The 22592-nt window shown below is 70.9% G+C and carries 17 protein-coding genes; 8 read left to right on the forward strand and 9 right to left on the reverse strand.

All coding sequences use genetic code 11. From position 1 onward, the window contains the following. Nucleotides 1–127: 127 nt before the first annotated feature. From VHD82_RS25230 to VHD82_RS25240, 3 genes are all read left to right on the forward strand, one after another. Nucleotides 128–946 (forward strand): MBL fold metallo-hydrolase, encoded by an 819-nt coding sequence (locus tag VHD82_RS25230; RefSeq protein WP_325708825.1) that lies wholly within the window; start codon nucleotides 128–130, stop codon nucleotides 944–946. A 166-nt stretch (nucleotides 947–1112) separates the two neighbouring features. Then, nucleotides 1113–3200, forward strand: a complete 2088-nt coding sequence (locus VHD82_RS25235; protein WP_325708828.1) for a tannase/feruloyl esterase family alpha/beta hydrolase — start codon at nucleotides 1113–1115, stop codon at nucleotides 3198–3200. 24 nt (nucleotides 3201–3224) lie between these two features. Further along, nucleotides 3225–3983: an SDR family NAD(P)-dependent oxidoreductase gene (locus VHD82_RS25240; RefSeq protein WP_325708831.1), complete on the forward strand. Its 759-nt coding sequence runs from the start codon at nucleotides 3225–3227 to the stop codon at nucleotides 3981–3983. 18 nt (nucleotides 3984–4001) lie between these two features. Here the strand turns inward: VHD82_RS25240 and VHD82_RS25245 are convergent, their stop codons facing one another. The 5 genes from VHD82_RS25245 to VHD82_RS25265 form a co-directional block, all read right to left on the reverse strand. Then, nucleotides 4002–4538, reverse strand: coding sequence for a TetR/AcrR family transcriptional regulator (locus VHD82_RS25245; protein ID WP_325708834.1), 537 nt, complete (start codon nucleotides 4536–4538; stop codon nucleotides 4002–4004). Between the two features lie 73 nt (nucleotides 4539–4611). Then, complete coding sequence (locus tag VHD82_RS25250) at nucleotides 4612–5325, reverse strand: ABC transporter ATP-binding protein (protein WP_325708837.1); 714 nt, start codon at nucleotides 5323–5325, stop codon at nucleotides 4612–4614. Beyond that, nucleotides 5322–8039: an ABC transporter permease subunit gene (locus VHD82_RS25255; RefSeq protein WP_325708839.1), complete on the reverse strand. Its 2718-nt coding sequence runs from the start codon at nucleotides 8037–8039 to the stop codon at nucleotides 5322–5324. The genes VHD82_RS25250 and VHD82_RS25255 overlap by 4 nt, the downstream gene beginning before the upstream one ends. Nucleotides 8040–8055: 16 nt before the next feature. Beyond that, nucleotides 8056–9225: an ABC transporter substrate-binding protein gene (locus VHD82_RS25260; protein WP_325708901.1), complete on the reverse strand. Its 1170-nt coding sequence runs from the start codon at nucleotides 9223–9225 to the stop codon at nucleotides 8056–8058. A gap of 101 nt (nucleotides 9226–9326) precedes the next feature. After that, nucleotides 9327–11405: a hypothetical protein gene (locus VHD82_RS25265; RefSeq protein WP_325708842.1), complete on the reverse strand. Its 2079-nt coding sequence runs from the start codon at nucleotides 11403–11405 to the stop codon at nucleotides 9327–9329. A gap of 194 nt (nucleotides 11406–11599) precedes the next feature. Between VHD82_RS25265 and VHD82_RS25270 the strand changes: the two genes are divergently transcribed. Further along, a complete protein-coding gene (locus VHD82_RS25270) occupies nucleotides 11600–12301 on the forward strand; it encodes a TIGR03085 family metal-binding protein (RefSeq protein ID WP_325708846.1) in 702 nt (233 codons plus the stop codon). A 73-nt stretch (nucleotides 12302–12374) separates the two neighbouring features. Here the strand turns inward: VHD82_RS25270 and VHD82_RS25275 are convergent, their stop codons facing one another. Further along, on the reverse strand, nucleotides 12375–12953 hold the full coding sequence (locus VHD82_RS25275; protein ID WP_325708904.1) for a helix-turn-helix domain-containing protein: 579 nt from the start codon (nucleotides 12951–12953) through the stop codon (nucleotides 12375–12377). A gap of 82 nt (nucleotides 12954–13035) precedes the next feature. Between VHD82_RS25275 and VHD82_RS25280 the strand changes: the two genes are divergently transcribed. The 3 genes from VHD82_RS25280 (at nucleotide 13036) to VHD82_RS25290 (ending at nucleotide 18116) form a co-directional block, all read left to right on the forward strand. Continuing rightward, entirely contained in the window at nucleotides 13036–13989 is a 954-nt protein-coding gene (locus tag VHD82_RS25280) for an NADP-dependent oxidoreductase (RefSeq protein ID WP_325708849.1), read from the forward strand. Nucleotides 13990–14064: 75 nt separating this feature from the next. Beyond that, nucleotides 14065–15129 carry a class I SAM-dependent methyltransferase gene (locus VHD82_RS25285; protein ID WP_325708853.1) on the forward strand — a complete coding sequence of 355 codons (1065 nt, stop codon included), beginning with the start codon at nucleotides 14065–14067 and terminating at the stop codon, nucleotides 15127–15129. Nucleotides 15130–15137: 8 nt separating this feature from the next. Then, entirely contained in the window at nucleotides 15138–18116 is a 2979-nt protein-coding gene (locus VHD82_RS25290; protein ID WP_325708856.1) for an ATP-binding protein, read from the forward strand. Nucleotides 18117–18160: 44 nt separating this feature from the next. Here the strand turns inward: VHD82_RS25290 and VHD82_RS25295 are convergent, their stop codons facing one another. From VHD82_RS25295 to VHD82_RS25305, 3 genes are all read right to left on the reverse strand, one after another. Continuing rightward, entirely contained in the window at nucleotides 18161–19762 is a 1602-nt protein-coding gene (locus VHD82_RS25295; RefSeq protein ID WP_325708860.1) for a N,N-dimethylformamidase beta subunit family domain-containing protein, read from the reverse strand. An 83-nt stretch (nucleotides 19763–19845) separates the two neighbouring features. Then, a complete protein-coding gene (locus VHD82_RS25300) occupies nucleotides 19846–20562 on the reverse strand; it encodes a DUF998 domain-containing protein (RefSeq protein WP_325708863.1) in 717 nt (238 codons plus the stop codon). A gap of 151 nt (nucleotides 20563–20713) precedes the next feature. After that, complete coding sequence (locus VHD82_RS25305) at nucleotides 20714–21769, reverse strand: L,D-transpeptidase (protein WP_414637578.1); 1056 nt, start codon at nucleotides 21767–21769, stop codon at nucleotides 20714–20716. A 337-nt stretch (nucleotides 21770–22106) separates the two neighbouring features. Between VHD82_RS25305 and VHD82_RS25310 the strand changes: the two genes are divergently transcribed. Next, a complete protein-coding gene (locus tag VHD82_RS25310; protein WP_325708869.1) occupies nucleotides 22107–22523 on the forward strand; it encodes a hypothetical protein in 417 nt (138 codons plus the stop codon). The last annotated feature ends 69 nt before the right edge of the window (nucleotides 22524–22592 follow it).

Consider the following 22592-nt stretch of genomic DNA (forward strand, 5'->3'; position numbering starts at 1 on the left):
CATTCGATCTTCGCCGCACCGGGCGGTACACCGGCCCGGCAGCGGTCATGCTGCCAGGAAGCCAGCGCGGGCCACCGGCCGCCGGTGCACGCGCGGGAAAACACATCGGCAGATCGGAAGGCACCGTATGCAGCTCACCGTTCTCGGATGCCGGTCGGGCATGCCCGCCGGCGGTCAGCCGAGTTCCGGCTACCTCGTGGAAACCGGGCGGACGCGGATGCTCCTCGACTGCGGCCCCGGAATCGCCACCGCGCTGTCCGCGGTGACCGAACCGGCCGCGCTGGACGCCGTCGTCATCAGCCACCTGCACGCGGATCACTGCTACGACCTGCTGCCACTGGGAAAGTCGCTGATCTCCGGCGTGCTGGACTTCCCCGGCGGGCCGTCGACCGGCGGCCGGGAGCTGCGGCCGGTGCCGCTGTTCGTGCCCGCCGGGGCGCGCGAGCTGTTCGGCCGCTGGGCCGGGCTGTTCCCGGTGACGTCGATGCCGATGCTGGACCAGGCCTTCGAGCGCGCGTTCGCGGTGCGGGAGTACCAGCCGGGGGACCGGTTCGAGATCGGCGACACCACGGTCGGCCTGCACGAACTGCGCCACGTGCTCCCCAACTGCGGCATTCGCGTGGAGACTCCGAACCTGACGCTCGCCTACACCGGCGACACGGGGATGACCGACGCCACGGCGAAGCTCGCCGCGGAGGCTGACCTGCTGCTGGCGGAGGCCACGCTCAGCGCTCCGGACACCACCGGCCACGGCCACCTCTGCGGTGGCGACGCCGGCCGGGTGGCGGCACGCGCGGGCGCGCGGGAGCTGATGCTGACCCATTTCGCCTGCACCGAACGGGACTGGCTGGACGCGTTGTACGAGGACGCTGCCGCCGAATTCGGTGGCCCGATCCGGCTGGCCCGCGCCGGGGACGTCGTGGAGTTGTCGCCGCGCCCCCGCTGAGCCCAGCCGCGCCGGCCGCGAGCCGGCGGGTTCCCGGCGCGGCAGGAGCCCGCCGGTGCGAACGACGTCCACATCCAGAGTGAACGCTGTTGACTTCGCGCCGGGCGTCCTGCGAGGCTGGTGCGGCTCGCAGCGGAGCGGGTGATGACGAAGGCGGGGCCGCCCTATGAGCGCAATCGACCTGTCCGGGTACGTCGGTACCGACGACTTCTTCGGCGCACCGTTCATCGAGATCGACGAGCAGCGCGAGCGGCCGTCGCCGCATCGGTTCGTCCAGGGTGGGTTCGCCGGAACGGACACCGAGTTCGCGTTCTACTTCCCGCCGGCCGAGAGCTACACCGGCCGCATGTTCCAGCCCCTCGAGGGCGGCAACGGCGGGCACGCGGTGACCTTCGGCGCCGGGGTCCTCGGCGAGATGTTCCAGCGCATCGCGCTGAGCGCTCACCTCGGCGGGTACATGGTCGAGTCGAACCAGGGACACAAGGGTGACGACCTCGACCCCGCGGCGGGCGAGGACGCCACGCTCTACGGCCATCGCGCCAGTGCCGAGAGCGCGCGGCTGTCGAAGTTCGTCGCCGCGCAGGTCTACGGCAGCGCACCCCGGTACAGCTACGTGTGGGGAGGCAGTGGCGGCGGACGGCGATCGCCGCTGTGTCTGGAGAACGCGCCCGGAGTCTGGGACGGCTGCCTGCCCTCGACCAGCGGCGGCGAGATCGGTGAACCGGGCAACACCCGGCGCGTGCAGGCGGGCAGCATCATGTCCTTCGGCCAGATGTTCAACGTGCAGCGGATCCTCGGCCGGGGCAAGATCATCGAGCTGGCCGACCGGATGGCGCCCGGCGGCAGCGGCGACCCCTTCGACGGCCTGGCCACGCACGAGCGGGACGAGCTGGTTTCGTTGTACCGCCAGGGTTTTCCCCGCGGCTGCGAGTTCATGATCAGCGAGCCGATGGGGCAGATGTGGTTGTGGACCTCGCTGGCCGACGAGCTGTACCGCGAGGATCCGGAGTACTTCGACAACTTCTGGACGAAGCCGGGTTACGTCGGGCACGACGCGCCGGAACTCGTCGAGGACGACCTGATCAACCAGGAGGGGACGGTCGTGCGCACGCTGTCGGCCCGCGACCTCAACGAGCTGCCCGAATTCGCCGGGCCCGGCTACCAGACCATGCGCATCCTGGCGGCGATCGTCGGGGCCGGCGGCGACGCCTACGAGTTCCCGTACGCGGTCGAGATCGAAGGCCTCGACGGAGGTTACCGCGTGGGAACAGGGGTCAAGATCCTCAGCGGCGAAGCGGCCGGCCGTTCCCTGTACGCCACCGGTGCGGCCGGTGACGTCTTCGCCTGCGACGGCCAGGGAGACGCGAACGTGCTGCGGTTCAAGGGTGTCCGGCCGGGGGACCGCGTTCTCGTCGACAACCGCAAGTTCCTCGCCTATTGCTACTTCGCCCGCCATCACGTGATGGACGATCCGGCGTTCGCCCATCAGCAGGTGGACGGCAGTCCGATTTACCCGCAGCATCCCGTTCCGCGGATGTCGCCGCTGATGGGGGTCTGCTACTCCGGTCGGTACCAGGGCAAGGTGCTCTGGATCCACCACACCCACGATTCGTCCGTCTGGCCGGCCTGGGGCACCCTCTACCACCGTGCGGTGCGGCAGGCCCAGGGCGAGGCCGGGGCGCGGGAGAACTTCCGGATCCGCTGGACCGAGTTCGCCGAGCACGGCCCGTACGAGATGGTGCCGCCGGAACCACACCGCGCGTCGGCGACGCGCCTGATCGACTCCCGCGGCATCACCGAGCAGTCGATGATCGACCTGATCGACTGGGTGGAGAACGGGATCGCCCCGAGCGGCACGGAGTACACCTTCGACAACGGCCGCGTCTCGCTGCCGGCGAGCGCCGCCGAGAGAGGCGGCATCCAGCCCGTCGCGTCTGTCACCGCGAACGGCGCGGAGCGGGCGGACGTGCGCGTGGGCGAGACGGTGACCATGGAAGTCAAGGCCGCCGTCCCGCCCGGAGCCGGCGGCATCGTCTCGATCGAGTGGGACGTGGACGGCACCGGGACCTTCCCGCTCCGGCAGGCCGGGATCGATGGCCGTGCCGCCGAACTCGGGTGCTCGACCGCGCACCGCTACGACAGTCCGGGAACGTACTTCGTCACGGCCCGGGTAACGTCGCACCGCGACGGCGATGTCCACGCGCGCCGCTGCCGCATCGAGACGATCGGCCAGGCACGCGTGGTCGTCTCGTAAGGCTGACACGAAAGGTGACTCGTCATGGCGGGTGCGCTCGAGGGCAAGGTCGCGTTGATCAGCGGGACCGGTAGCGGGATGGGCCGCGCGGGTGCGCTGCGTTTCGCGGCGGAAGGCGCCACCGTGGTGGGCTGCGATCTGAACGTCGACGGCAATGCCGAGACGATCGCCCTCGTCCAAGCGGCCGGGGGGAAGATGCACGGCCTGGCGCCGATCGACCTCGGCGACTTCGCGCAGTGCAAGCGCTGGGTCGAGTTCGCCGTGGAGACGCACGGGCGCATCGACATCCTGTGGAACAACGCTTCCGCGTGCGTGTTCGCGACGATCGAGGCGATGAGCATCGAGGACTGGGACTTCTCGATCCGCAACGAGCTCAGCCTCGTCTTCGCCACCACGAAGGCCGCCTGGCCGCACTTGTGCGCCGATGGTGGCGTCATCATCAACACCGCGTCGGTCGCCGGTCATGGCGGCGGCCCCGGCGGAATCGCGCACTCGGCGACGAAGGCCGCCGTGCTCGCGATGACGCACGTGATGGCTGCCGAGGGCGCGCCGCACGGGATTCGCGCGGTGAGCATCAGCCCCGGTGCGATCGACACCCCCGGCTCGGCGGAACAGCTCGCGCAACCCGGTGCGCGCGACGCGCTGCTGGGGCAGTCGCTCGTCCCGCGCCTGGGGCTGCCCGAAGACATCGCGCGCGCCGCGGTGTTCCTCGCCTCGGACGCCGCGGAGTTCGTGACCGGAACGGATCTCCTCGTCGACGGCGGGCTGGTCAACCACGGCTGACGCGCACGCGCCCCGGGGTCACCGCCGGCCGAGGATGAACCTGACGCCCGCGGCGACCAGCGCGCCGGCGTCGGCTGTTTCGACGGCGACCGAGTGCTCGAAGTCGCTGAGCAGCGCACCGGCCAGATAGAGGGTGAGCACCAAGCCGGTGGTGATCGCCTCGTCCTCGGTGAACCCGGAACTGATCAGCACGTCGTGCACCGGATCCACGATGTCACGGGCGCTGGCCTGCGGCCGCCGGATGACGTAGGACGCGAGGCCGGGGTGCTCGCCGAGCACGTGGTAGAGGCTCATCACCTGAGCCTGCAACCATTCCAATGGCTCCTCGCCGTCCTGCAGCGGGCGCCAGCTGCGGTCGAAGACGGCCTTTCCGCACTGTTGGAGCAGCGCGTCCTTCGTGGGCAGGTGGCGGTAGGTCGCGCCGAGCGAGGCACCGAGCCGTTCGGAGAGCTGTCGCATCGAGAATCCGTCGACCCCGCGTTCGCGGATCAAGGTCAGTGCGGCCTCGACGATATCGTCGGCGTTGAGAGTGGCGCGAGACTTCGCTGCTGGCACGCGACGTGTCCTTAGACGGTTGGCCGCGCTCGGCGGACTCGGTCATGACGATCCTCAGGGCCGCGCCCGCACGTCACGCCTCGGTGAGTCCGAGCTCCGCTCCGGCGAGATAGGTGCCTTCGATCTCGCCGATGCGATCCTTGAGATCCTTGGCGTCGCCCTGAAGCACGACCTTACCGTGACTGATGATGTAGGCGCGGTCCGCGACCTCCAGCGCGTCCCGGACATGCTGCTCGACCAGCAGGACGCCCGCGCCGGCAGCCGCGGCGGCGCGCACGGCGAGCAGCAGCCGTTCGAGGACGAGCGGAGCGAGGCCGAGTGAAAGCTCGTCGGCCAGCAGCACCTCGGGCTGTGCCGACAGCGCGCGGGCCAGTGTCAGCATTTGCTGCTCACCGCCGGACAGCAGCGCCGCCTTGCGCCCGAGCAAAGGCTTGAGCTCGGGAAAAAGTTCGAGACAGCGCTGCCGCTGCCCGTGTCCGAGCCGCAGGTTGTCCGACGCCGACAAGCCCATGAACACCGAACGTTCCTCGGAGATGTACCGCATCCCCTGTTTGGCCCGGCGGTGCGCGGGCCCGGTCACGCGCCGCCCGTTGAGCCACACCTCGCCGGCGAACGGCTTCAGGTCACCCGCAAGCGCCCGGACCGTGGTCGTCTTTCCCGCACCGTTCACGCCGAGCAACGCCACGACCTCGCCCTTGCGCACGACGAGGTCCAGGTCGTGCACAACCGGCATCGCGCCATAGCCCACCGTGAGCGAGCGTGCCTCCAGCACCGCGTCGGTGGTCATCGCGGATTCACCGGCTTCGCGGTCGCGGCGGCGGTGAACCTGCTCGTCCCCAGGTAGGCCTCGATCACCTTCGGGTTGCCGCGGATCTCGCCGGCGGTGCCCTCACCGATGAGCACCCCGAAGTCGAGCGCGTAGATCCGGTCGCACGTCCGCAGCACCATGTCGATGTTGTGCTCCACCAGGAACACCGCGATACCCCGCTCGTCGGCGAGCCGGCGCAGGGTCTCGGCGAGCCGCCGGGCCTGCGGTTCGCCGAGACCGGACGCCGGTTCGTCGAGCAGCAGCACGGAATGCCCGCCCGCGACGGCGCGGGCGACGGCGAGCATCCGGCGCCGGGCGTAGTCGAGGCCGGACACCTTGGTGTCGAGGAACCCGGTCAGGCCGAAGTCGTCGACGGTCGCCAGCGCGGCCGGGGTCAGCCGCGGGCGCCCGGGGACGACCAGATTGGTGATGTAGGCGGCGAGATCCTGCTCGTCGCACGCGGTCTGCAGATTCTCCCGCACCGTCAGGTCGTCGAAGAGCTCCAATGACTGGAACGACCGGCCGATTCCGGCGCGGGCACGTCGCTCCCGGCTGAGCCCGGCCAGGTTCAGCTCGCCGAGGTGGACACTGCCGGTGGTCAGTGCGGCGAACCCCGTGATCGCGTCGATGGTCGTGCTCTTGCCCGCGCCGTTCGGGCCGACGAGCCCGACGATCTCGCCGGGGCGTACTCGCAGCGACAGCCGGTCCAATGCCGTGGCCCCGCCGAAACGGACCGATACGTCGCGCAGTTCCAATGTGCGGGCCGGGACGCGGACCGTGGTGTATTCCGGAGCCGGCTGGGCCTCGCGAGGGCCTCGTTTCCACCGCAGCCGGGCCGACACAGCCGCCTTCACGCGGTCGGACGGCAGCATCTGGAACCCCAGCCCGTCGGGCGCGATCGTCAGCATGAACAGCAGTCCGGCGCCGCTCACCAAGGCGATGTACAGCGCCACGTCGGTGCCCAGAAAACTGAAGATCTGCGGGCCGAGCGAGTCCGGCTGGAACGAGCTGCCGACCAGCGGCCCGATCAGCGTGCCCGCGCCGCCGAGCACCGCGTACTGCATCTCCGAGACGGACTGGAGTCCGGCGAAGCCGGTGAACTGCAGCGCCGGACTGCGGAACGCGAGAAGCACACCGCCCAGCGCCGCGATCATCCCGCCGAGCATGAAGGCGTAGAGCTTGGCCTGCAGCACCGAAACGCCCAGCGCGGCCGCCGCGCGTTCGTTCGTCCGGACCGCGATGAGCCGGCGGCCGGCACGGGAACGCCGGAGGTTGGCGGTCGCCAATGCCACCAGCACCAGCACGATCAGCGCGAAGGTGGCGTAGCGCTCGGGGTGGAACAGCCCGTTGACGTCGATGCCGAAAACCGTTGTGTCGCCGACGTTGTAGCCGGACGGGCCGCCGGAGAAGGTCGAGTTCCCGAAGACGACGGCCTCGAGCGAGATGGCAAGGCCGAGAGTGAGGATGGCGAGGTGGACGCCCCGGGTGCGCACTCCGGCCAAGCCGACGACGAGCCCCACCGGGATGGCCGTCAGCATTCCCGCCAGTAACGCGAATTCGAAGGGCCAGCCGTGGTCCGCCACGAGCCACCCGGCGATGAGCGCGCCGACGCCGGCGAAACCGACCTGCATCAAGGAAAGCTGGCCGGCGTACCCGGTGACGACGACGAAGGACATCAGGATGATCGCGCCGAGCAGCTGCGCCTGCACCGCGTTGACCCAGGCGGCCGGGAAGATCACCCAGACGCACAGCAGCACGATCGCGGCGGCGGTCAGCACGGCGGCCACCGGGATGCGCCCGGTGCCCAGCCGCGGCATCCGGCCGAACCGCTCGTCCTTGCCCGCCCTCGAGCGGCCCCGGGCGAGCAGCACGACGGCGACGAGGATGAACGGCACCGCCGTTCCCCAGCCGGGCTCGGTGACGTACCGGGTCACCTCGGACTGGGCGATGCCGATGACGAGACCGGCCAGCAGGGTAAGCGGGAAAGACGAGAACCGGCCGACGACCGCGGCGGCGAGGACGGGTACCACGAGGTAGGTCAGGTTCGCGCTGCCCAGCCCGGTGATCGGCACGAGCAGGATCGCGGCGAGCGCGCCCAGTGCCGAGCCGATCGCCCAGTTCGCCGCCGCGATGAGGTTGGGCGACACCGCGAGCGCACCCGCCGCGCGCGGGTTCTCCGCGACCGCCGTCGTCGCGAGCCCGAACGTCGTGAACCGGTACACCAGCCAGAGCACCGCCGTCAGCACGAGCACGATGGCGAAGATGCAGATCCGGTCCGCGCCGATCTCGGCACCGAGCACGTTGACCGGCTCGATCGGCAGGATCGACGGCACCAGCTGGGGAAGCTGCCCGTATCGCAGCATGGCGGCGGATCCGAGCACCACCAGCAGCGCGAGCGTCGCGACGATCTTGGCGAGCGCCGATGCGCCCCCCATCCGGCGCAGGATCAGCAGATGGAACAGCGCGCCGAGCGCCGCGGAGGCCAGCAGACCGCACAGCACCGAGACGGTCTGCGACAGCCCGTGCTGCTCGCTCGCCTCGAAGTAGACGTAGGCACCGACCATGCCCATGGCGCCCTGCGCGAAGTTCACCACGCCGGATCCGCGGTACACCAGCACCAGGCCGACGGCGGCGAGCGCGTACAACGCGCCCGCCCCCATCCCGAGTGCCGCGAATCTCCAGATCTCGGTCATACCCGGTCCTCGCCCGTCACTTGCCGGCGAGCAGGGGGCCGATGTCGTAGAAGTCGCCCTGGCGGACCGACTTCCCGCCCTGGATCTTGTAGTTGATCCCGTAGTGGTTGAAGATCCGGGAGAATGTCCGGCTCTGCACCGGAATCGTCGACCAGGCACGGATCACGCCGCCCATGTCGACGTCGCGCAGCCCGTCCAGCGCGGTGGCCAGCGAGGTGCTCGTGACGTCCCCGCTGACCTTGGGCAGCGCGGCGGCGATGAGCTTCGCGTCGATGTACGCGCTGACGGCCTGCTGGGTCATGGCGGCCTTCGGGTCGACGGAGTGCATGGCGTTCGCGGCCTGGGTGAGACCGGGCGCGTTGTCGGCCGCGTTGAGCTGAACGTCGACGACGATGAGCCCGTCGGCGAGCGATTTGAGCGAGTCGAGCACCTGCTGGCTGAAGATCGCCGAGATACCGCCGATGGTGAGCGACGAGCCGCTTTGCTTGAGTGCGATGAGCGCCTGTGCCGCGGCCGCGGGCGTGAGGCTCACGGCGACGCACTTCGCGCCCGCGCCGGTGACCTTCGCGACGGCGGGCGTCAGGTCCGCGGCGTTGGCGGCGACGGATGCCCTGGCGACTTCCTTGCCGCCCTTGCCCTCGAATCCCGTCTTGATGTTGTCCACCAGGAAGTCCGAGCCGCCCAGATAGACGACGCCGAGCTGCCGGCACCCGGTCTCGGCCAGCCCGGCACCGAGTGCCACGTACTCGGAGAACGACTCCGCCGGCGGGTAGCTGTTCGCGCTGTGGGCGTCGCCGTTGCCGATGATCGGGATGCCGGCCGTGGTCAGGACACTCATGTCCTGAGCGCCCGCGGAAAACCCGAGCACGACGGCCGCCACCTTGTCGGTGACGGCTTGCTGCTCACAGCTGAGGAATCCGGCGGCGGCGCCCTTCGCGTCGCATGTTTCGACGGTGACGTTCGGGAAGTTGTGCAGCACGCCCTTCACCATCGGCACGATCTCCGGCAGCGTGAACGGGATGGTGCTGGTGAAGTCGCCGACCACGAGGATCTTGGCCGCGACGGGGGAGCCCGGCTCCTCGGCCGGCGCCGGAGCCGGCGCCTGCGATGGGCCCGATCCGGTACCGGACGAGCTGCACGCGGCCAGCGAGACCACCCCGGCGAGTACGAGCGCGGTTAAAGACATCACTGTGCGACGCTGCATTTGATCTCCTTGACTGGCCGGGCCCCGGCGAATGGTGGCGCGGGGTCCGCGAACTGAGCCCGTGGAGCCCGGTGTGCCGTCGGTCAGCGGACGACGACGCGTGCGGCGGCGAGGTTCGGGATGCGCCTCGCGGTGGCGCCGACATCGCCGGTGCGGTGCGATTCGACGAGGGCGGTCGCGAAGTACGTGCCCGGCGCGTCATAGCTGTGGCTGGTCGAAATCGTTACGGAGGCTTGGGTTCCGTCGACCTGCTCGCGCTGTGGGAACGCGCCGGATCCGTCGAAGTCCCACTGGACACCGACGATCGTTCCGGCGCCCGGCGGGGTTTCGGCGTGGACGGTCAGCGTGACCTCTTCGCCGGCGCGGACGTCGGCGAGCGCGCCACCGTTGGCCGTCACCGAGACGACCGGCTGGATACCGCCGCGCTCCGCGGCCGTGCCCGGCAGGACTATCGCACCGTCGCGATAGCTGAAGGCGGTGTCGGCCGGTTCGACGCCTTCCTCGACCCAGTCGATGAGATCGACGAGACTCTGTTCGATGATCGGCTGATAGTCCACGAGCCACGTGTTGTTCGCCCGCGGTCCCGACGACGCGGCCATCGCGGGGGGAACGTGCTCGGCGTTTTCGGTCCACCGCAACCGGAACTTCTTGCGGGCCTGCTCGACGCCGTACTCGCGCTCGATGTTCGCCTTGAAGCCGAGTCCCTGTGGCGGCCAGAGGGAGGAGTCGTGGGTGTGGTGCACCCACATCAGCTTCCCCTCGATCCGGCCGGTGTGCCGGACACCCATGAACGGCGACATCTCCGGCAGCTCGTACTGCTCGTAGATGGGCGTGCCGTCCAGACGCAGGAAGTCGTACTCGGGCTCCCACGGGAGGAGGTGGTGCCGGTAGTAGTAGCAGTAGGCCAGGAAAGCGCGGTTCTCGACGTGCACCGAGTCGCCCGGTTCGACGCCGGTGAAGCGCAGGTTGCTGGCTTCGCCGTCGCTGTCGGCGAGCACCACGTCGTCGTGTCCATTGAGGACATACAGCCGACGCCCGGCCGCGGCGCCGCTGGTGAGCTCGACACCGGCCCCGAGCAGGTAGCCGTCGGGCGTGTCGGCCAGCTGTATCGCCAACGGCACGTCCCACATGTTGTTCATTCCGGCGAAAAGCGTGGCCAGGGAACGGGTCTGGTCGAGTTCGGGGCGCTGGAACGCCGGATCCTCGACGAGGTCCTTCGCGTACAGCACGCGCGCGACGGTCGTCCGCAGATCGATGAGGTCATCGCTGACGAGCGCGGGCTGGTCGTAGCCGACGTGGCCGGGTTTGGTCCAGAAGTTCTTCCAGTACGCCGGATAGTCGGCCTGCAGCCGGTTGGCCATCGAGGCCCACAGCCACATCTGGCCCATCGGCTGGGCGATGAAGGATTCGTCGCCGCGCGGGTAGCCGATCCGGTAGACGGTGGCCAGCTCCTCGCGCTGGTGTGTGTCCAGGCCGGCGAACGGATTCCCGCTGCCGCCGGGCGACATGGCGTCCACGACGTCCTGGATCTTCGGGCCGAGCACGCGTTGCACGTTGAACATGCTGGAGAAGTTCGGGGTACCGTTCCGCAGCGGGCTCAGGTCCCCGTACTCGCCGTCCTGCGCGTCGCCCATGTAGGGAAGGGCGGCGTCCCAGACGTCCGGTGCGTAGGCGAGGCAGAGGGGTGAGCGCCGTGCGCCGCCGCTGCCGCCATAGACATAGGCGTACGCGGGCGGAGTGCCGTAGATCTGGGCGGCCACGAACTTGGAGAATCGCGCCGACTCGGCCGCGGCCCGGTACCCGTAGATCGTCGGGTCGGGTCCGGCTTTCGGATCCATGACGTCGCCGATGTGGCCCATGTTCGACTCGACCGTGTAGCCGCCGAGCCGGAAGGTCATCTCGAGGCCGCCGGTGACGAGACCGAGCGGGCCGGTGTTGACGTTCTCGTGTCCGGCATTGGCGCCCTCGAGTGGCTGGAGCAGCCGTCCGCGATACAGCTCGGCAGGCGGATAGCAGAACGCGAAACGCGTGCTCGTGCCGTCGAAACCGCCGTGGATGTAGCGATGCGCGATCGGTTCCTCGCGCTGTTCGTCGACGTCGATGTACGGCGCACCGAAGAAGTCGTCGGTAACGGGATAATGGCCGACCTGAATTGGATCCACGTGCATCCTCCGCTCTGAGGATTACCGGTGGTGGTGCCGGCTAGCCGGTGGCTAGCGACAGACGGTAGAGGCGAAAACCGGACCAGTCAACGCTGTTCACAGAATCGATGCCTGCGGGGTAGCATGGTGTCAGAAACGGGCTTGCGCAGATGCGGCCGGTTGCAGTGGCCTCGCTGCGATCCAAGGAGGATTCCATGTCGATGGCCGGCCGGTTCGCCGACATGTATGGCCACGATCGCACCGGTGCCGCCGAGCGCGAGGCGTTCGCGGAGACCCTGCTCGAAGTCGGACCGGACGCACCCTCGTGCTGCGAGGGCTGGTCGGCGCGTGACGTCTGCATCCATCTCGTCCTCTTCGAACGGCGCCCCGACGCGTGGTTCGGGCACCTGATGGGCGACCACAACGAACGGGCCCGCCGGTATTACGACGGCATGGTGCACCGGGAACGGGAACGCGACTGGCCTGATCTGGTCCGTCGGTTCCGCGCCGGGCCTTCGTTCGGGCCGCTCGCGCTCGGCGCGGTGCGCAACCGGATGTTCCTGCGCGAGTACACCATTCACCATGAGGATGTCCGCCGGGCCAACGGAATGCCGCCGCGGACCGGCATCGGCGCCGTGCAGGAGGCCATGTGGTCCAAGCTGCCCGGCTTCGTCCGGATCGTGCGACCGTCCGGCGCCGGGATCGAGGCGGTGTGGCCCGATCGCGACCGGGCGACGCTGCGGCATGGCGAGCCGGTGGTGACACTGACCGGCGAACCGCTGGAGATCCTTCTGCTGATTTTCGGCCGAACGAGCGTCGCGCGGGTGGACAAGAGCGGCCCGCCGGACGTCGTGGCCCGTTTCGGCATGATCGACTCCGCGAAGCGCCCGGCACTGCCCCGGATGCCGGTGCGCTAGACGTCGGTGATCGTCCACTGTAGACTGTGGATTGTGGACGGTGCGCGCCGTGGGCATCGCGATGGGTGCGGTGTCAGATCTCGCGTCTCGGGCGGAGGCCGTCGAGCAGGAGGTCCAGCAGGCGGCCGGCCTTGGCTTCCTGTCCGGGCCGGGGGGCCACGGTGAAGATGCCGATGAGGGAGGCGGCGATGTCTTCGGCGGTCACGTCGGAGCGGAGGTCGCCCGCCGCGCGGCCGGCGTCGAGAATCGTGGTGATGGCCGCCAGTAGCTCGGTCCGGGTGCGTGCGTGGGCGATCTCGCCCGACTCGACCATCGCGAGCAGCGTGTCGAGCATGCCGTTCTTGGTCGCGATCCAGTCCCCGAACAGGTCCATCCAGCGCCGCATCGCCGCGGCCGGGGGCAGCCGGCCGAGCAGTTCGCGGGCGCCGGCCGTCAGCCGCCCGACCTGGTCCCGGTAGACCGCGTCGACCAGCGACTCGCGCGTCGGGAAATGCCGGTAGAGCGTGGCGATGCCGACTCCGGCCTCGCGGGCGATCGCCCGCATCGACGGCTCGGTGCCGGCCGATACGAACATGCGGGTCGCCACCGCGAGCAACTGGTCGCGGTTACGGACCGCGTCCGCCCGTGGTCCACGCACCTCCGCCGCACTCAAACGGATCACGCTCCGATTGTGTTAGGGTCGCTCTTGTAAACGGAGCATAGTCCGTTTCGCTCGAGGTCAAGGAGAGAGGCACATGCGGCAACAGAGTGACCGATCGACAGCCGGGAGCAGAGCGGTCCGGCTCGATTCGTTCGGCGGTCCCGAAGTCCTGGGCATCCGGCGGATTCCCGCTCCGCGGGCAGGCCCGGGACAGCTCCGGGTGCGGGTCACCGCGGCCGGTCTCAACCCGATGGACTGGATCATGACCGCCGACGCGGAGATCGCCGCCCGGTTCGGGTTGAGCCTCCCGGCCGGGTTCGGGACCGACTACGCGGGCGTGGTCGACCAGGTCGGTGCCGGGGTGACCGGATTCGCGCCCGGCGACCGGGTGTTCGGGGGCGCCCTGTCCCGCGCGGTCGCCGACTTCGTCGTGGTCGACGCGGCCGGAGCGACCGCGGCGAACGAAGCCCATCACACTCCCGGCGGCGTCGACGACCGCACTGCCGCCACCCTCACGATCGCCGGCCGCACGGCGTCCGCCGCCCTCGCCGTAGTCGGGCCGGGCCCGGACGACACCGTCCTGATCGGCGGCGCGGGGGGCGGGGTCGGGGTGTTCGCCGTCCAGCTGGCCCGGATCGCGGGAGCGCGCGTGATCGGGACGGGATCGGCGGGCTCGGCTGATTACCTGCGCGAGCTCGGAGCCGAGCCGGTCGCCTACGGCGACGGCCTGGCCGACCGGGTCCGAGCCCTCGCTCCGGGCGGGATCACCGCTGCCATCGACCTGCACGGGACGGAAACAGTGCACACCGCAAGGAAACTCGGCGTCCCGGACGGCCGCATCTGCACCATCGCCGCGCAGGCCGAGGGAGTGTCGGCGGCCAACGGCGCCAACGCCCCTGCCGGCGCATTGGAAGAGATCGCCCGCCTGGTCGCGGCCGGCCGGCTCCGGGTCCCTGTCGCGGCCAGCTTCCCGGTCGAGCAGATCCGCCGCGCGGCCGAGCTCCAGGCCGGCCGGCACGTCCACGGCAAGGTCGTCATCGACCTCTAGCTCAAGCGTCCTGGCGGGCTGCCAGACCGGATCTGGCGCCAAGGAGGTGAGAACCCTCGAGAAGGGAAGGCCACCATGACGACATCCACCGAAACCTCGCCGGACCAGGTAATGGAACGGATCGTGACCGAGCTGGGGGCGGGACTGGGCATACTCCTGACCGCGCTCGGCATCCGCCACGGGCTGTGGGCGGCGCTGGCCGGGGCCGGTCCGCTCGACACCGCGGAGGTCACCGCGCGGACCGGGCTGACCGAACCGTACGTGCGCGAGTGGCTGCGGTCGCAGGCCGCTGCCGGCTACCTGGAATACCACGCCGGCGCCGATGCCTTCAGCCTGCCCGAGCCGGTCGAGGTCGCGATGCTGCGGGCGCCGGGCGGGGCGATCGTCGATGCCTGCGCGCACATGCTCGCGTCGATGGGCGCGACCTTCGCCGACTTGGAGAAGGCGTTCCTCGGCGGCTCCGGGTTCGGCTGGCATCAGCGCGATCCCGAGCACTGGGCCGGCACTGACGCCCTCACCCGCTGCAGCCTCGACACGGAGTTGCTCGCGGCAGCGATCGACGACCTGCCGGGCGTCCGGGAGGCGCTGCGGGCGGGCGGCACCGTGGCCGACGTCGGCTGCGGGTACGGGGCGCCGACCAGGATGATCGCGCAGGCATGCCCGGCCGCGACGGTCGTCGGCTTCGATTACCACGACCGCTCGATCGCGGCCGCCAGGGCGGCCGCGGCGGACAGCGAGGTCGCCGGCCGGGTCCGTTTCGAGGTCGCTTCGGCGAGTGACTTCCCCGGGCACGGTTACGGGCTGGTGACCTTTGTGGACTCACTGCACGACCTCGGCGACCCGGTCGGCGCGCTCGTGCACGCCCGGCAGGCGCTGGCACCGGACGGGGCCGTGCTGCTCGTCGAGCCGCCCGGCGGGGACCGCGTCGCCGACAACCTCAACCCGACGGGCCGGATGTTCTATGCGGTGTCCTTCCTGGTGTGCACACCCAACGCGCTGTCCCAGTCGTCGACCGCGCCGCTGGGCACGCTGGCCGGTGCGCCGGCACTGGGAGAGGTCGCCGCGGCGGCCGGATTCCGGACAGTACGGCCGCTGGCGGTCGACGCACCGATGAACCTGCTGCTGGAGTTGCGGCCGTAGCCGGGCGCATGCTGGGCACCGTGCCGGAAAACCTCTTCGGCCGCGATGCCGTCCTGACCGTCGTCCGCACCGCGCTCGACGACGCGCTCGCCGGGACCGCGCAACTCGTGCTGGTCACCGGCGAGCCGGGCATCGGCAAGACCGCGGTGCTCGCCGCGCTCGCGCGGGAAGCCGCCGAGCGCGGCGCGGCCGTGGCCCGCGCGACGTGCTGGGACGGTGGCGCTCCCGCGTACTGGCCGTGGATCCAGGCGCTGCGCGCGGTCCCGGCCGACGAACTCGGTACGGCGGCCGAGCTGCTCGGGCCCGCGCCCGGCCTGCCCGCGGTCAGCAGCGCGGACGCGGCGGACGCGCGGTTCCGGCTGTTCGACGCGACCGCCGGGCTGCTCACCCGGCTCAGCCGGGCGGCGGGCCTGGTCGTGGTGCTCGACGATCTGCAGTGGGCGGACGAGGCGTCGCTGCGGATGCTGGCGTTCCTCGCGCGTCACCTCGGCCCGGCACGCGTGCTGCTGCTCGGCGCGTATCGCGAACTCGACGGCGGGCTGGCCATCCCCGCTCAGGTCGTGCCGCTGTCCGGGCTCGGCGCGAACGAGGTGGCGGACGTGATGACGGCCGTCGCCGGACCCCGGCCGGACGGTGAACTCGCCGCGCGGGTATGGCGGCGTTCCGGCGGCAACCCGCTGTTCGTGCGCGAGCTGACACGGCTGATGCAGGCCGGGCCCGGCGCGGCGGACGCCGTTCCGGAGACGGTGCGCGACATCCTGCTCAGCAGACTCGCCCGACTGTCCCAGCCGTGCGCGGAATTGCTGGCGGCCGCGGCGGTCTGCGGTGGCCAGGTGGTCCGCCCTGAGCTGCTCGGGCGGCTCACCGGCGCCGACCCCGACGTGCTCGAGGAAGCGACGGCAGCGCGGGTGCTGACCCGTTCGCCCGAGGGTCTGCGGTTCAGTCACGACCTGTACCGGGAGACGCTGCTGGACGGGTTGCCGGCCCGCCGCCGGGCAGCGCTGCACGCGCAGGCCGGTCACGCCCTTCGGGAGCTGCGCGACGCCGGCGCTGCGGTGGCGGCCAGCGAGGTGGCCGCCCAGTTTCTCGCCGCCGGGCCGGAGCTGGCGGCCAACGCCGTCCGGTACTGCGCGCTCGCCGGGCGGGAGGCGGCCCTGCGCACGGCGCACGACGACGCCGCGGCCTGCTACCGCGACGCGCTCGCCGCCCTCGACCTGGCCGGTGGCGCTTCCGCCGGACCGCAGCGGCGGGACCTGCTCGTCGGGCTCGCCGAGGCGCTCGACCACGCCGGGGACACGGCCGCCGCCCGGGCCGCTTACTGGGACCTCGCCGAGCTGGGCCGCCGCACCGGCGACCCGTACGGGCTCGCCGGTGCGGCGCTCGGGCTGCACGGGCTCGGGTTCCGCAGCGGTACCGCCGGCGCCACCCACCTTGGCCTGCTGTCCGAGGCCGCCGACGGGCTGCCACCGGATGCACTGGCGCTGCGGTCGCAGCTGCTCACCGCACTCGGCCGGGACCTGCGCGGCAGCGCGGACCACTCGCCCGAGCGCGTGGCCGCTGTCGTCCGCGAAGCCGGTGCGCTCGCTGCCGAGGCCGACGACGCGCTCGCGCTGGCCCGCGTGCTGCTCGCCCAGCACGACGTCCACTGGCGGCCGGGCGGCGCGACAGAGCGCCTCGCGATCCTCACCGACTTGGCCGACGCCGCCGAGAAGGCTCGCGACCGCGACCTGGCCGCACAGGCCGTGCTCCTACGGGCCACCGCTCTCATCGAACTCGGCGCCCCCGAGGGAACCGCCCTCCTGCACAGCTACACCCAGCTCGCGGAAGGGCTCGGCCACGCCCGCGGACGGTGGGCCGCGCTGAGCCGCCGGGCCACGCTGATCACCATTTCCGGGAAACCGGCCGACGCCCTCGCTCTCGCCGACGAGGCGCTCGAACTCGGGCTCATGATCGGCGAGCCCGACGCGTTCGCCGTGCACGGCACACTCCGCCTGTCCGTCGGCCTCGTCGCCCCGGTGCCCGCGGCCGAGCCCGTGCTGGAGCTGGACTTGGCCGATCCGGTGGCGCCGATGCTGCCCCTGCTCCGCGCGGCCACCATGCTCGCCGCCGGCGCCACGGACCTGGCACGGGCCGAGTTCACCGGATTCGCCGTGTCCGCCGCGCCCGAGCAGTACCACCTGGAGATGTGCGCGCTCGCCGCGGCCGTGGCCGCCGCGGTCGGCTCCGCCGAGCAGCGTGAGCAGGCTTACTCGCGGCTGGTCGACTACGCGGGCACGCACGTGGTCGTCGGTGGCTGCGCGTCCTACTCCGGCGCGGTCGACCATCACCTGGGCATGTTGTGCGCCGCGCTGGGCAGGCACGAGGAGGCCACCGCCCGCCTCGACGCCGCCGTGGCCCAGCATGAGCGGCTCGGCGCGCCGGCGTGGACCGAGCGCAGCCGCGCCGAGCTGGCGAAGCTGCGCAGTGCCGGGGCGTGCGTGTTCCACCGGAACGGTCGCGTGTGGACACTCCGTTTCCAAGGCCAGGAAGTGCATCTGCCGCATACGAAGGGATTGGCCGACCTCGCCAGGCTGCTCGCCGCACCGGGCAGCGACGTACCCGCCATCGAACTGCTCGGCCGGCCCGTACCCGCGACCGGCGCCGACCCGCTCCTCGACCAGGAGGCCCGGCGCGCCTACCGGGCCAGGATCGCCCAGCTGGACACGGCCATCGCCGAGGCGGCCGATCACGCGGAAGCCCAGCGCCACCAAGCAGAACGCACCGAACTGGTCCGGCAGATCACCGCGGCCGCCGGACTGGGCGGGCGCCCCCGGCGCCTCGGCAGCGACACCGAACGCGCCCGCAAAGCGGTGACCGCCCGCATCCGTGACGCACTCGACCGGATCCTCCAAGCACACCCCGAACTCGGCCTGCACCTGCGCGGAACCATCCACACGGGAACCCACTGCGGCTACCACCCGGCCGACGAGATCCACTGGCGGCTCTAGCACCGCTCTCGGTGGCTCGTGCGGCCGGCCCGACCGGCGCGCGGTCAATGGTGGTAGATCTGCTCGCTGTTGCCCGTCGAGGGGGTGGAGCGACCGGCGGGGCCTTGGCCGAGGAGGCGGAGGAGGTTGCCGGTGATGGTGCGGACGAGCTGGGCGGTCGCGGGGGTTTCGCCGGCGGACGGTTCCAGCGCCGGGATCCAGTTGTTGGTGCCGCTGTCCCACACTCCGGCGCCGCTCGCGGGGTCGGTGTAGTAGGTCATGTCGGAGTAGAACACCGCGCCGTCGCGCGTGTTGGCTTGTGCGCGGTCGGCGGGCAGCGGGGAGTGGGCGAGGATCTGGACGTCGGCGGGGTGGCCGGCGGGCGGGGCGAGGCTGTCGACGTCGGAGCCGATCACGTTGGGCAGCACCGATCCGTCGTGCAGGCCGGTGCCGGCGAACGGCCAGGAGTTCGCGGCGGTCACTGTCAGGCCCGCGTAGACGGTGGGGTTGAGGAAGCCGTTGTAGGACTCGCCGACGAACGGGCTTTCCGGCCAGTTCGCCGGGGGCGCGGACCAGGTGTTGCCGGTGACCTCGCGTGGATCGCCGTGCCCGTTGAGCGGGTCGGACTTCGAGTCGCGGTAGTCGACCACCTCGCGGTCGGCGCCCAGCGGCGACGCTTGGCTGCGCACGTGCCGCAGCACTGCGCTGGCGCCGAAGAACGCCAGGTTCAGGCCGTGCTGCCCGGCGGCGGTCGCCGCTTGGCGTTCGGGCAGGGACCAGCATTCGTCGTGCCCGAGCGAGAGCAGGACGCGGTGGTCGGCGAGCGTGTCCGGATGCTCGGCGACGACGGTGTCGGTCGTGTAGGACACGTCCAGGCCCTGCTCTTCCATGAACCGCACGAGCGGCGCTTCCAGCCACAGGAAGTCGCCGGTGCCCTGTTCGTCGCCGTACGGGCGGTCGTAGCTGACGATCCGGGCGCGGGAGCACAACGGGTACACGTTGCGCGGGCAGGCGCCCTGGCCGGTGTAGTAGTCGTAGCCGCCGTAGGGATTCCAGGCCTGCCAAGTGAAAACGTCGTTCTTGAGCAGGTACGTGCCGTGGCTGGCCGGGTCCCACACGGTGAGCGGGACGAAGCTCTGCTGCCCGCCCGCACCCACGAGCTTCACCAGGTAATCGCCCTGCACGAAATCAGCCGTGACCGGGACGGTGAGTGACGGGCCCCAGTTGTCGCAGGACACCATGTTCACCCCGGGCGTGACCGGGCAGGCCGGCTGCACACGGCCGGCCACCTGCGCGGACTGCCACACCAGCCGGGCTCCCGTGCCCTGGTAGTAACCGACGCGGTACGCCTCGACGTGGAAACTGGGGGCGTCGCTGGACACGTAGAGCTTCACCTGCTGCCCCACTGTCGCCGCGACGTGGTCGGCGAAGCCCGCGATGCCGTGGTCGTGCCCGGCTGGGATCACCCATCCCGGAGAGCCCTTCTTCTGGTTCTCGGCCACGACCCAGGAAGCGCCGGTGGCGGTGCCCGGCGCGGCGGCCGGTGGCGTGCCCGCCGGTTCCCTCCGGTGCAGCACGATGACCAGCACGCCGGCCAGCACGCACACCAGGACGACCCCGAGCGCGAGCCGGAACTTGGTGCTGGTTACGCCTTTTCGACCGGACATCAGACCCCCGCCGTTTTGCCGCCAGTGTACTTGCCTGCCTGCCTGGTGGCACCGTCCACAAGGGACGAATGGGGCAGTCCGGGTCAACCAGAATGTGCGTCCACAAAGAACTGTCCGGGCAGCGGGGATCGCGCCCACCAGGCCAGGAGGGTGAGCTGGCACAGTTCGAACACTGCCATCGCGCGTTCGACGAGACCGGTCGCGATCGTCGGGAAGTGCGTCATCCCGAACAGGATGTGCGCCGCGAACGGGACGATGAAGGGCAGGAAGAACGGTACGGAGGCCAGCGAGAGCGCGCGGCTCCAGCGCGCGAACCGGGACCAGCGGGGATGTGCGCGGTGGCGTGCCGCGAGCGCGAGGCCGGCCAGTGGCAGCGCGGCACAGCCGACCCCGGTGGCGTAGAGGTGCAGCTTTCCGGTGAAGGTGACCGCACCGCCCTGCGGGTCCTTGGTGAACACCGCCACCGCGCACAGCGACAGGCACCAAAGGACCAAAAAGGACAGTGCGGGCACGGACAGGGCGCCGATCCGGCGCAGCGCGGCCGAGATCGCGGCCGAACCGGCACTCACCAGCACGAGCGTCAGGTCCCACAGCCACCAGCCGCGGGCCAGGCCGTAGTCGCTGAGCATGTCGGTGACAGGATTGCCGGCACCGCCCAGTCCTCGCACCAGGTGCAATAGCACGAGCAGTACGGCCGCGGTGCCCAGGCAGCCGGCCGCGGTGCGGACGAGGCGGCTGGGCAGCGGGTCGCGGACGGCTTCGGGAACCGAGGTGGCGACGATCGTCGGTGGTGACAACACCGGCGGCACGATACAAGCGGCAGCGGGCGCCCGCCCCCAAGGGGGCGCCGGCTGTGAGCACGGGCAGCGGGAAAAGGCGGATGGCCGGTATATCCGGGATTCGTGGTGGCCGGCACGGTGGTGACCGTGCCGGCCGGTTCGGCGCGGCTGATCAGTGCAAGGCGCTGCCGGCCTGCCAGTCCGCCCAGCTGAGCTCCCAGTCTCCGTAGGTGTCGTAGACCGGCAGCGGCGGGCCGCCGGAGTTCGTCACCTCTACGACGTCCCCGAGCCCGAATTCGGCGAAGAACGCCTGGGCGTTTTGCGGGCTGAGGTTGATGCAGCCGTGTGAGACGTTGGAACTTCCCTGTTCTCCCACGGTGTTCGGGTTCTCGTGGACGAACTCGCCGTCGTTGGAGATCCGCTCGGCCCAGTACTCGGTGGAGTGGTAGGCGCCGGGGGCGGGCGGGCAGACGCCGTAGCTGCAGGAGTCCATCACCACCTGCTGCTGTTTGTCGGAGATGACGTGCGGCCCGGCGTGCGTGGGCGTGGCGTCCTTGCCGAGGCTGATCGGCATGGTGCCCGCGACCGTGCCGTTGTGCAGGATCTGCATCTGCTCGGTGTTGCCGTCGGCCTTGGCGATCCACGAGTCGTGGATCCGGTAGGTCACGCTCCGGTCGGTCTGGCCGTAGACCCCGCCGCCGAGATCGACGCCGTAGACGTCGGCCGCGAGCGTGATCGTGGTGCCCGCCTGCCAGTAGGTGGGCGGGCGGTAGTGCACGGTCTTGTTGTCGATCCAGTGCCAGCTGCCCTGCTGCGGCGGGTTGGTGGTCACCTTCAGCGCCTTCTCCGCCGCCGCGCGGTCGGTGACCGCGTGGTCGAAGGAGACGCCGATGATCTGCCCGACACCGAACGTCAGCCCGGGGGACGGTGGCGCCGGGGTGACGGCCGGATACGCCTGTGCCGCTGGAGTGAGAGTGTGGAGCGTCCCCTTCTGCTCCAACGGTTTCCCGTCCGCACCCGTGGCGTCGGCCACCACCGAGTAGGCCGCGCCGTACCCGAGCGGCGCGCTCGACGTCCAGCGGGTGGCGTCCGCGGAAAGACCGCCGGGGACGGTGTTTCCCTTCGCGGTATTGGTGACGGTGACCTTCGTGAGCTTCGCCCCGGCCGCCGTCACGACGACCGGGGTGCCGGGATTGAGGCCGGTGGCGCCATTGTTCGAAATGGTCACTACCGCCGCGTTCGTCGCAGTCGCCGGTTCAGGGACGGAACCGGTGACCTGCGAGGTACACGCGGAAACCGCCGGCAGGAGCGCGGCGGCGAGGATCAGGGCTGCTCGGGTCTTCGGTGAACGCACGAAGAGGAAGACGCGGCCCGGCCGGTGTGCGTTGCGTCTGCACCCCGCATTCCTCCGTCCGGGTTCACTCGCGCGCTTTACGGAGCGCCGGACGCTGCCGATGCGCCGAGTCAGGCAACCCGGTCCGTCTCTTGTGGAAACGATCGCGCGATGGTGTCCGAGGCGAGTAGAACGTGGCGTCCACGCCGGCGGATGTTCGGTCTTTTTTGCTGTGCCCGCCGCGATCCACCTCAGCGGTGCCCGGACCGCGGCGACGCCGGCCGGTCTTGCCGTGGGCTTCGCTTGCACGCTGGTCCTGGTCTTCATGCGGCGCCTGCCGGGCTGGGTGACCGGTGAGCGGTCGCCGCGGCCAAGGGTGACCGCGACCGATCCCGGGACCGTTTTCGCCGGATTGCCCGACAGTGACCTGTCGGCTCCGGGCGCGCTGGGATCCGGCGCTCGGGGCCGCGCGCGACTTCGTTTCCGGACAGCCGTCGTCGTGATGGTTTCCGCGCTGGGACTCGGACTGGAGATCGTCGCCGGTGGCGTGCTCCGGTGGGCGCTGCCGGTGCCCGCGCTGGTTGCCCTCTTGTGCGGGCTCGCTTCCGGATCGGGGACCCTCCGCCGGACGTGGCCGCTGAACTCCTGACTCGCCGCAGGCTCTGGATCGCGGGCGAACCGCGCGCGGGCAGCGTCGCGGCTGGCCTGCCCGCCGGGA

The sequence above is a fragment of the Amycolatopsis sp. genome (assembly GCF_035546795.1).
GTDB lineage: Bacteria > Actinomycetota > Actinomycetes > Mycobacteriales > Pseudonocardiaceae > Amycolatopsis_E.